The sequence below is a fragment of the Chitinophaga chungangae genome, from assembly GCF_017742215.1.
GTDB lineage: Bacteria > Bacteroidota > Bacteroidia > Chitinophagales > Chitinophagaceae > Chitinophaga > Chitinophaga chungangae.
Genome location: NZ_JAGHKP010000001.1, coordinates 652,629 through 662,920 on the forward strand (window position 1 = coordinate 652,629; position 10,292 = coordinate 662,920).

7 protein-coding genes are annotated in these 10,292 nt (G+C 50.7%); 5 read left to right on the top strand and 2 right to left on the bottom strand.

Features of this window, described 5'->3' with window-relative positions; genetic code table 11:
- Nucleotides 1–9 precede the first annotated feature (9 nt).
- Nucleotides 10–2,148 (top strand): carboxy terminal-processing peptidase, encoded by a 2,139-nt coding sequence (locus tag J7I43_RS02920; protein WP_209143051.1) that lies wholly within the window; start codon nucleotides 10–12, stop codon nucleotides 2,146–2,148.
- A 73-nt stretch (nucleotides 2,149–2,221) separates the two neighbouring features.
- On the opposite strand, the gene J7I43_RS02925 is transcribed toward J7I43_RS02920, so the two are convergent.
- Together J7I43_RS02925 and J7I43_RS02930 are read right to left on the bottom strand one after the other, a co-directional pair.
- Nucleotides 2,222–3,172, bottom strand: a complete 951-nt coding sequence (locus tag J7I43_RS02925; RefSeq protein WP_209143053.1) for a hydrogen peroxide-inducible genes activator — start codon at nucleotides 3,170–3,172, stop codon at nucleotides 2,222–2,224.
- Nucleotides 3,173–3,308: 136 nt separating this feature from the next.
- Nucleotides 3,309–4,556, bottom strand: coding sequence for a hypothetical protein (locus J7I43_RS02930; protein WP_209143055.1), 1,248 nt, complete (start codon nucleotides 4,554–4,556; stop codon nucleotides 3,309–3,311).
- 313 nt (nucleotides 4,557–4,869) lie between these two features.
- On the opposite strand from J7I43_RS02930, the gene J7I43_RS02935 reads away from it, so the two are divergent.
- From J7I43_RS02935 to J7I43_RS02950, 4 genes are all read left to right on the top strand, one after another.
- Nucleotides 4,870–5,664 carry an O-methyltransferase gene (locus tag J7I43_RS02935; RefSeq protein ID WP_209143057.1) on the top strand — a complete coding sequence of 265 codons (795 nt, stop codon included), beginning with the start codon at nucleotides 4,870–4,872 and terminating at the stop codon, nucleotides 5,662–5,664.
- A 550-nt stretch (nucleotides 5,665–6,214) separates the two neighbouring features.
- Nucleotides 6,215–6,814 (top strand): hypothetical protein, encoded by a 600-nt coding sequence (locus J7I43_RS02940; RefSeq protein ID WP_209143059.1) that lies wholly within the window; start codon nucleotides 6,215–6,217, stop codon nucleotides 6,812–6,814.
- Between the two features lie 83 nt (nucleotides 6,815–6,897).
- On the top strand, nucleotides 6,898–9,186 hold the full coding sequence (locus tag J7I43_RS02945; protein WP_209143061.1) for a hypothetical protein: 2,289 nt from the start codon (nucleotides 6,898–6,900) through the stop codon (nucleotides 9,184–9,186).
- Nucleotides 9,187–9,197: 11 nt separating this feature from the next.
- Entirely contained in the window at nucleotides 9,198–10,286 is a 1,089-nt protein-coding gene (locus J7I43_RS02950; RefSeq protein ID WP_209143063.1) for a hypothetical protein, read from the top strand.
- Nucleotides 10,287–10,292 lie beyond the last annotated feature (6 nt).

Consider the following 10,292-nt stretch of genomic DNA (forward strand, 5'->3'; position numbering starts at 1 on the left):
CTTTGGGTTATGAAGATGAAACTGAAAGTGATAGTTCCGGTAATGCTGATCGTGCTTACCGCTGGCATATTTGCATTTACTAAGATCGCCGCAAAAGGCGATCCGCCCACCCGGTACCAGGCCATTATTGCACTGGTGGGCCAGATACTGAAGGAAGGCCATTACCAGCCGAAAGAGATCGACGACGCCTTTTCGCGCGAAGTATTTGCCAAATACCTCAAAAATCTTGACGGTGAAAAGAAGTTTTTCCTGAAAAACGACATCCAGACGCTCAAGCCGCTTGAGATGCATGTGGACGAAGAGCTGAACGGCGCGCCGCTCGATTTTTTCAACCGCACCAACGAAATTATTAAAAAACGCATCGCCGAAGTAGCGGTACTGTACCCGGAAATACTCGCCAAACCTTTCGACTTCACCAAAAAGGAAACGGTAGTGATAGACCCGGAAAGCGCAGACTGGCCCGCAACCGACGCGGAGCGCAAGGAAGCGTGGCGCAAGTCGCTGAAGTACCGCGCGCTTGAAAAATACGCGGAGCTTACCGACCAGCGCGATAAAGACAAAACCGGCAAAACCGACGCCGAACTGGAAGTGGAAGCCCGCGCGCGTGTGAAAAAGATCTACGACCGGTATTTCGACCGGCTGAAGAACCGTACGAGCGAAGACGACCGTTTCTCCCTGTACGTAAATTCCATCACCACCACGATGGACCCGCATACCGATTATTTCCCGCCCGTTGAAAAACGCTCTTTCCAGGAATCGATGGCCGGCAAGTTCTACGGCATCGGGGCGCAGCTGCGGGAAGACGAAGGCCGCATCAAGATCGTGAGCATCGTGCCCGGCAGCCCCAGCTGGAAAGACGGCAAGCTGAAGGCGGACGATGTGATCCTGAAAGTAGGCGAAGGCAGCAAGGAAGCGGTAGACATCAGCGGTTACGCCGTAGATGAAGCCGTTACGCTCATTCGCGGCAGTAAAGGCACCGAAGTGAAACTCACCGTAAAAAGCGGCGATGGTACCATCAAGGAGGTTTCGCTTATCCGCGACGAGATCAAGATCGACGACACTTTCGCCAAGTCGGCCATTATCAACGGCGCGCACAAGATCGGGTATATTTACCTGCCTGAGTTCTATGCAGACTTCACCGACCGCGACGGCGCATTTTCTTACGACGATGTGGCCGCGGAAATAAAGAAACTGAAAGACGAAAAAGTGGAAGGCATCATCCTCGACCTTCGTTTCAACGGCGGCGGCTCGCTGCCCGACGTGATCAAGATGGCCGGCCTGTTCGTGCCCGAAGGCACCATGGTGCAGGTACGTTCACGCGGCGGGGAGATCCAGCAGCAAAGGGACCGCGATAAATCCGTGCAGTACGAAGGCCCGCTCGCCATTATGGTGAACGAATACAGCGCCTCCGCTTCCGAGATCATGGCGGCCGCTATGCAGGACTACAAACGCGCCGTGGTTATCGGCAGCCAGTCTTCCTTCGGCAAGGGTACGGTTCAGCGCCTGCTCGAATTAGACAATTTCGTTCGCGGCGATCTCGGCGGCAGCCTCGGCGCCATCAAACTTACCGTACAGAAATTCTACCGCGCCAACGGCGGCTCCACCCAGCTGAAAGGCGTGGAATCGGATGTGGTGCTGCCTTCTCCGTATTATGAAGTAGGTGAAAAACGCGATAAAGACGCCCTTAAATGGGACGTTATACCCAAGGCCAATTACGAAACCTGGCGCGACCCGGTAGACGTTGAGCCGCTGAAACGCAACAGCGCACAACGCGTCGCCAACAACGAAGCCTTCAAAATGATCAATGAGAACATCGCCACCCTCAAAAAGCTGGACGAGCAGAAAACCTATCCGCTCGATATCACCAGCTACAAGACCGATGTGAAAAAGAGCGCCGCCGCTTCCAAACGTTACGACGCCGTAAACGAAAAAGTAACGCCGCTCAACATCACCAGCCTGAAGGTGGATATGGCGAAGATCCAGAACGATACAATAAAGGTGGCGCGCAACAAAGACTGGATCAAAGCGCGTTACAAAGACCCGTACCTCAGCGAAGCCGTGAACGTGATGAACGACCTCATCATGCAAACCGCTTATCCCAAGCTGAAAAACAACTACACAGACGCCAAAGTGCCCGCTAACAAATAGCAGTGGCATCAACAATAAAAAAAGAAAAGGGTAAAGCTGGCTGCTTTACCCTTTTTTATGCCTTCAAATGCCGTTATTTTTTGTTCAGCCCGATGTCAATCACCTTTCTCGTCTTTTTCGCCTTCATCTTTTCCGGCACCTGCGCCAATATTTCCTTCTTAAACGCCTCAATTACGGCCTGTTTGATAAAATAGCGGTGGGTAACCAGGCTGATCTCCCTGACGGGCTCAGGGGCCTTAAAAAAGCGCACCATGTTCATTTGTTTGGCGCTCAGGTCCTGCAGCGACAGCTCGGGCAGGATCGTGTAGCCTTCGTTCAGCTCTACCATGCGTTTGAGCGTTTCCACGCTGCCGGTATTGTATTCCAGGTTTTTGAACTCGCCCATGCTGAATTTGTCCCGGCATATATTGAGCACCTGGTTGCGCATGCAATGCCCTTCGTTGAGCACCCATATGTCCTTGGTTTCCAGGTCTTCCGGCTGGATGAGTTTTTTATCGGAGAGTTTATGGCTTTTGGCGGTGAATATCACGAAGTTCTCGTAGAAAAGCGGGTGCTCTTCCAGGTGCTGGTTATGCAGCGGCGTTGCCAGCAGCCCGCAGTCCAGCTGTTCCTGCCGCAGCAGCTGGATGATCTGTTCGGTGGAATATTCCCATACCTCGAGTTTCACTTTCGGGTATTTTTTCATGAAAGCGGTGAGCACTCTCGGCAGCAGGTACGGCGCCAGGGTGGGAATGATGCCCACTTTCAGGGTGCCCTGCACTTCCTTTTTCTGGTCGGCGATGATCTCGCGGATACGCGCGTTTTCCTTCAGTATCACCCTTGCCTGCGCGATCACGGCGGAGCCGATCTCGGTGGGCACTACGGGAAGTTTGCTGCGGTCGAACATTTTTACGCCCAGCTCGTCTTCCAGCTTCTGGATCTGCATGCTCAGGGTGGGTTGCGTCACGAAACATTTTTCGGCGGCGGTTACGAAGCTCCGGTAGGTGTCTACTGCTACTACGTATTCTAATTGTACGGTAGTCATAATTCAGTAATAAATAGTTGGAATCAATCGCAAGGTAATACAGTATAGGTAAACTCTATAAAAAGAATTACGAACGGGTATGAGCCGTTCGTAATTCCGATTTGAGACGTACAATGAAGGCGTACAATGAATATTTTTAGAATATCCGGTACCTGTATTTGATCTTGTCTACGTTGAGCGTCAGTTCTTTCATATTGATGGAAGCTTGTATCTCCTTCACCGCCTCGTCTTTCAGGGCACGGAATTCGGCCTGTTTGGCTTCTACAACGGGTCTTTCGGCGAGGGCATTGTCTTGCGCGAGGCGCAGGGAATGGTTCACCTTGGTGTAGTAGGAATCCAGCAGGCTGAAATATTCGTTGTACAGGTTTTCGAAACGTTTGGTCTGCAGCACCAGGTCTTCCAGCTGGTTGTTGGCCTCTTTGAGGTTGGGATTGTCCCGCAGCAGCGCTTCGTAGTTGATCTTGTTGTTTTTGGTATACTGTGTTTCCAGTTTCTGGAAAAAATCGATCACTTTATCTTTTTTGAAATCGATGAAATAATCGTTCAGCGATTCGGCGATGGTTTTGTTCCCGCGCGCGGGCAGGGGCATTTTCAGTACGTTCGACGTAAAGGCGAGGTGGTCGTACATATTGTCCTGCAGCAGCGAAAGCTGGTCTTTATTGAAGTTGAGCCCGAACTCGAATTTCTGGTTCGCGTCGTTGAGCGCGGTGTAATAGATCACGTATTTATTCAGCTCTTTCTCGAATTCCTGCAACAGTTTGTGGTTGATGGCCTTGTTGCTCTGGCTTACGCTGTGGAGGAAATTCATCACCGAGCTGGCGATGGCCAGGGGTGGGGTGAGCGAGGTGAAGCTTTTGAAGATGGGGCTATTGATGATGGATTTGGTGGATTCCACCAGTTTGGTGTTCCTTTCGTTTTTGTCGGATTTGCCTTTCAGGATGATCTTTTCCACGAGCTCCACCACGCGGTCGCTGAGGGAAAAGCCCAGTTCCTTGCTCTCCGGGTTGTTGAGCGAGGTGATAAAAACGTCGAGGTTGCTGGTGGTGGTCCTGGATTTGAGATCGATTATCTTTTTGTTGAGCAAATAGTAGGTTTCCGATGCCTGGATCAGGTTATTTTTGATCAGGTCGTATTTGGTGATGTTGTCCAGCTCCCTGCCGAGAGAGAGTTGTTCGATGGCTTTGGCGTTCTGTTTGTCGCTGTCTGCCACCCGCTGGAGATCTTCCATGATTTTCTTAATGGTAGTATCCGCAGTGCGCACCTGTGGCGATTTGACCTCTAGTGGCGGTTTTACCTCCGTTCTAGGCGTATCCTGGGCGGAGGCGGTCATATTCACAAATCCCGTCAACAACAGCGGCATCATCCATCTGATTAGCTTGAGCATGCTTGAAAACTCCTTTTTTTATGTTAAGAAAACCTTAAAGAAAATATAATGCCAAAAATGTCCAAGAGACAAAGATAACAAATTTATCTACTGCATAATCCAAAGGGTTGTATAAGCGACGAACGTATTACGCATATTTTTATACCTTTGCCGCTCAAAGGCCCTGTTTTCATGCTGAAACAACAAAAAAAGGTAGTAGTGGTGCTGCATCAATTTCGCGCGAAGCGGCAAATGTGGCCCGGGTCTGCTCCGGGGTTCCGATACGGCACCGCATGCATCAACGGGGATTGATAAAGGCTAAAATTTATTCATTTTGAGCGTAAGGCATCAGGCAGAACTGGCAAAAAAATACATCCGCTATTATTTTTCAGCGGGCAACCGCCACAGCGTGCATTCTCCCTTCGTTTATGCGTTGGTGGAGGATGTGCTCAATAAAAAACAATTCCTCTCCGCATACGCCCCCATGGAAAACCTGCGGGCCGGACTGCTTAAAAGCGCGGAGGTGCTGAATGTGACCGATCTCGGCGCCGGTTCGCTAATGGGCGCCACCAATGTGCGCAAAGTGAAGGATATCACCCGTCATGCCGCCAAACCGCCCAAATTCGGGCAATTGTTCTACCGCCTCGTAAAATACCTCGGCGCCTCTACTGTCCTCGAACTGGGCACTTCCATGGGCCTCTCCACCGCTTACATGGCTTCCGCCGGGGCAGACGTTTATACCATCGAAGGCTGCCCCAACATCGCCGCCCGCGCCGCGAAAAATTTCCGGGACCTTGGCCTGCAAAACAAGATCCATCAGCATATCGGCAACTTCGATACGGAACTTTCCAAAGTGCTGCAACAGATCCCTTCCCCCGATATCGTGTATATCGACGGCAATCACCGCGAAGAGCCCACCGTACAATATTTCCTGGATTGTCTCCCGCATCTCAAACCCTCGTCGCTGCTCATTTTCGACGATGTGCACTGGACGGAAGGAATGGAACGCGCCTGGGAAACCATCAAAGCGCACCCGGCCGTTACGACTTCCATCGACCTGTTTTTTATCGGGCTGGTGTTTGTTAGCCCGGATTTTAAGGAGAAACAGGCGTTTGAGTTGAAGTTTTAGGCAGGGGAAGTAAGACGCGGTAGGGAGCACCACATATGATGCTTCGACAGCTCCGGTGACGCAATGCTGCGTGGAGTTTATAAGCCTTTTTTGACAGGAATATTCCGGAGCATGGGCACGCTTATTATTTTTCTCAAACAAGATCGATTCGGTGATGAAATATAGCGCTTCGCCTTTTGCAATCAGCGTCGGTTCGCCGGCGGATGAAATGAACATCACTACCGTGGCAAGCCTCGTCAATACATCGGAATATATCCTGGCCGTTAAGGCACCTTGTACCTGTAAAAAGGCAAAATTCCGGCTTCGAAAGGCTGGGAATGAAAACGGTGTATGATCGATCAGGAGGGCGTTAACAGTGTAGGAAGGGCATGATGTCAGCGAAAATCAGGTGTTTTGGCGGTTAAAAAAAATATTTCCCACCACCACAAAGATGTTTAGCTTTCTTCGTCTTTTTTTTCCGTTAATATTATGAAATGCCAAATGTTTTAATTTACTTTGGTTAACCTATTGCAGTAATCGTTTTATTTCATTAATTGTTTTTCCCTACCCTATGAATAAGTTAATATGGTTTGTTTTCCTGTTATTCCTTGGAAACCAGCTTTGTGCCCAGAAAGTTTACCAGATACGCGCAGACAGTGTGCGGATTTACAGTGACTGTGATACTTCCGAGCTTATAATTGAGAACCGTACGAAAGGCACCCCGGGTTTTTTGTACAACAAAGGCAACGGCCGCACCGAGTTTCGCAAAGCGGAGCTGGAGCGTGTGGGAGATTCTTCGCTTGCCATAAAAGGGCACGATACGCTCGACATCAGGATGATGGCCCTGTTTCAGCTGGGAGACCCGCTGCTGATCACCAGGGATACCGTGCTGAGCCCGTCGCACCGTTTCGTGATAGTGCGGAATACCATCCAGATAACGGTTACCCTGCCGCCTGCGGCGCAATGCTCGGGCAGGATATTCGTGATCAAAAGCCTGATGAACCCCTGGCCCGCTTGTGTGAACACCGTGCGGCTGAACGCCGCCATAGGGGAAAAGATCGATAATTCGAACGGATTCAGTGCCTGCGGCAATAACATGGCCGTTCAGTTGTATTGTGATGGCCTACAATGGTATGTGATCGGCGTGTATTCACGGAATGTGCTCGCCTGACGAGTGTAACCCGGCATTCATTTTTCTTTTTTTTGAGTAACCCTAACAGCACCGTTTTGAGATATTTGGTTTTTCTCATACTTATGATCTGTAGTGCGTGCCTGTGCCATGCCCAACAAACATTCCGCGTCCTTTCACACGAAAAACGCGCGGATACGCTGGGTGGTTTTTATTACCAGGTTACAGACAGCGGTTTTTTTGTTATGCCTGCAGGAAATTGCAAAAGCGTAATGCTGCTGCCGATGTTCCGTTATACGTTACGTGAAGATACGGTAACGGGCATACGGATCAGGGAGCCGCGCCGGTATGCGCCCTCCGCCGGCCCTTCTAAAAAACCTTTTCTGTCCGTCCACGGGAATGTGATGTATGATTTTTATTATCAGTCCAACACGGATACGCCATACTTAGAAAAAGAAATATACCAGCATACGCTGCAAACCACGCTGGACATTATGGTGCGCGATCAATATCCGCTGCATCTTACGTTCAGCACCAGCAGGAGTAATTCCAGCCTTCTGCGGGACATTACCGGCATGAACTTTCAATACAACAGCCTGGATCTCAAACGTTCCGTCCTTCAGAAAGCGAATGCATGGGACGCGGGCCGGTTGAAGCAATGGAAAGAACTGGATGGAATGAAACGGAAGCTGAATGAAAAATGGGATTCGCTGTACCGCCTCAAAAACTGGTTTTCCGCGCCGTCGCAAATACAGCGGCTGATTGAAGCCAGGGAACGGGAGTTGTATGGTGTGAAAGAACTGAAAATGCCTGCTTTGCCCGGGAGATTGTCATTGCCCTTAAAAGGAGGGATCAGGGATTACAAACCAAAACTACCGGCGAACGATAGCAGCGTGCAGCGCATCGCAAAAGAATACGAGATTAAAAAAGCGAAGATCGATTCCCTTGAAAAGGAGATCGGTGCAATGGAACAGCGATATAATGCGGCGTTAAAAAGGCTGGGTGTTAAAAAGGAAAGCCTTTCCAAAGTGCTTACACAAAAGATGAGCACCAAAGAACTGACGGAACGGCTGGAGGCTATGAACCTGCCGGACAGCGTGCTGCCGCGCGGATATAAACCTTTGCTGGCCTTACGTTCAGCGGGTATTGGACGAACCATGGTAGACTACTCGGAACTGACCGCCAGGCACATCAGTATTATCGGCGTGCAGGCGGAATTCAATCCCTCGTGGTATTTCGCTTTCGGATCGGGCGCGGTGGATTACCGTTTCCGCGATTTCGTGGTCAATACCGGGCGCAGGAAACAATACCTCAATATTATCCGCGGCGGGTACGGCATGCGCGACGGAAATAATCTCATCCTGTCTTATTACACCGGTAAAAAACAGGCTTACAATTTTAATACGGGTGCAGACCCGAACATTTCCGTGCCAGACAACAGGATCATGGGAGTGGCGCTGGAAGGCCGCTGGCAGGTGGACAAAAACAATTATATCATAGGCGAAGTGGCAAAGTCGAGCCTTCCCCAGCATGAACGAACCGCTCACCAGCAGGGAATGATGGGCAGCATGCTTGCCATCAGCGAACATAGTAACCAGGCTTACGCTTTGTCTGCCAACTCCTTCGTTCCCGCCACCGGCACACGCATTACCGGCATGTACAAAATGATGGGCGCCAATTTTCAGTCCTTCAGCCTTTATGCTTCCGGTGCTTCGCAAACAGGGTGGATGGTTAAAGTGGATCAGCCGTTTTTCCGCCAACAGTTGACTGTTTCGGCGTCTGTCAGGAAAAATGCGTTCACCAGCATTTTCGAAAGTTCCAGTTATTTGAGCAATACCGTGTTTAAAAGCATCCAGGCCACTTTCAGGAGAAGGCGCTGGCCCGTGGTATCGCTTGGCTATTTCCCTAGCTCTCAGTTGATAAAAACAGGGGAAGACAAATTCATGGAGAACATGTTTTACACCATGGTAGGCACTGTCAGTCATTTTTACCAGCACCGCGGCGTAAGTATGAACACGATGTTTTCCGGTACCCGGTTTTACAACCGCCAGTCAGACAGCAGTTTTGTGTATTTCAACAGTACCAGCCTGGTGTTGCAGCACAGCGTTTTCCTGGGCAGGCTTACGCTGAACGGCGGTGCAAACCTTGCTGCCAACCAGGATTATGCTTTATATGGCGGCGATGCGAACGCGCATTACAAAGTGAGGAAATGGCTGGACGTGGGCGGCGGGCTGAAATATAATTACCAGACTGTGTACAGGTTGCGACAGTTGGGTTATGCTGCCAATGTGCGGGTGGAAGTGCCGAAGGTGGGAGAATTGATGTTGCTGGCAGACCAGGGTTTTGTGCCGGGAACAGACCGGAGGCTTGTGCCTAATAAAACGGGGCGGCTTACTTATACCAGGATATTTTAAAAGAATATATAATGAGAAAATCCCTATGCCTTGTCATGCTTTTACTGGCTTTACGCGCCGGCGCACAGGTGAGCATGATGCCGCAGGTGCCTCCTGCGGGCGTGATATTAAAGGCCCAGTTGTGGAATATTTTACTGGTCTCCGCTTCAGACAGGCCGGTGAATGTAACCATCAGCCTGCGCCTGCTGGACGCGCAGCAAAATCAGCCCCTGCTTACCGGCATTACGAAGAACATCACGCTTACCAAAGGAGCAAAACAGCTGCAGATGGCGGATGTATCGCCGGTGCGATATGAATATCTCTCCGCCAATATCGACCGGAGCGTAAACGGTTTTTTGCCTGCAGGGCAATACCTCGCCTGTTATAGCCTTCATGTGGAAGGCGGCAAAGAATATAACAATCGTGAAGACTGCATTCCATTTACCATAGAACCGGTAAGCCCGCCCATGCTGAACTTGCCGGAAGATGGAGCCGTACTGGAAAGCCGCCTGCCGCAATTTACCTGGCTGCCGCCGGCCCCGGTAAACCTGTTCTCGCAACTGAACTATGAAATGCTGCTGACGGAGGTGCATGCCGGGCAATCGGCCCCGGAAGCCATCCAGCAAAACCTGCCGGTGCTGCGGCTCACGAAGTTGCGTGATAACTATGCGATCTATCCTTCTTCGGCCGCCAGGCTCGACACTGGTAGAACCTATGCCTGGTGTGTGATCGCGAAAAACGGAGAGCAGTTCGCCGCGCAAACCGAGGTATGGGCCTTCCGCATCGCCGGTAAAAAAAATATATCCGGTTCTTCCAATGCCGTGTACGCCCGCCTTCGCCGCCAATTGGACGGTAACATTCTCTATACTTCCCGTACTGTATATATAGACTATATCAACGAAACCGCGGATAGCACGGTACGGTATGAAGTGCTCGCACTGGAAGACGGTAACCGCGCTATTCACCACGGTTCGCTGGCATTACAGCGCGGCGGGAACCGGCTGGAAGTAACCATCCCCGCCAAAGCGGGCCTCCATAATGGCGCCAGCTATCTCTTCCGCCTGCTGAACAGCAGGGGAGAATATTGGCAGCTGAAGTTTGTATATCAATCCGAAAATTAACCTGTA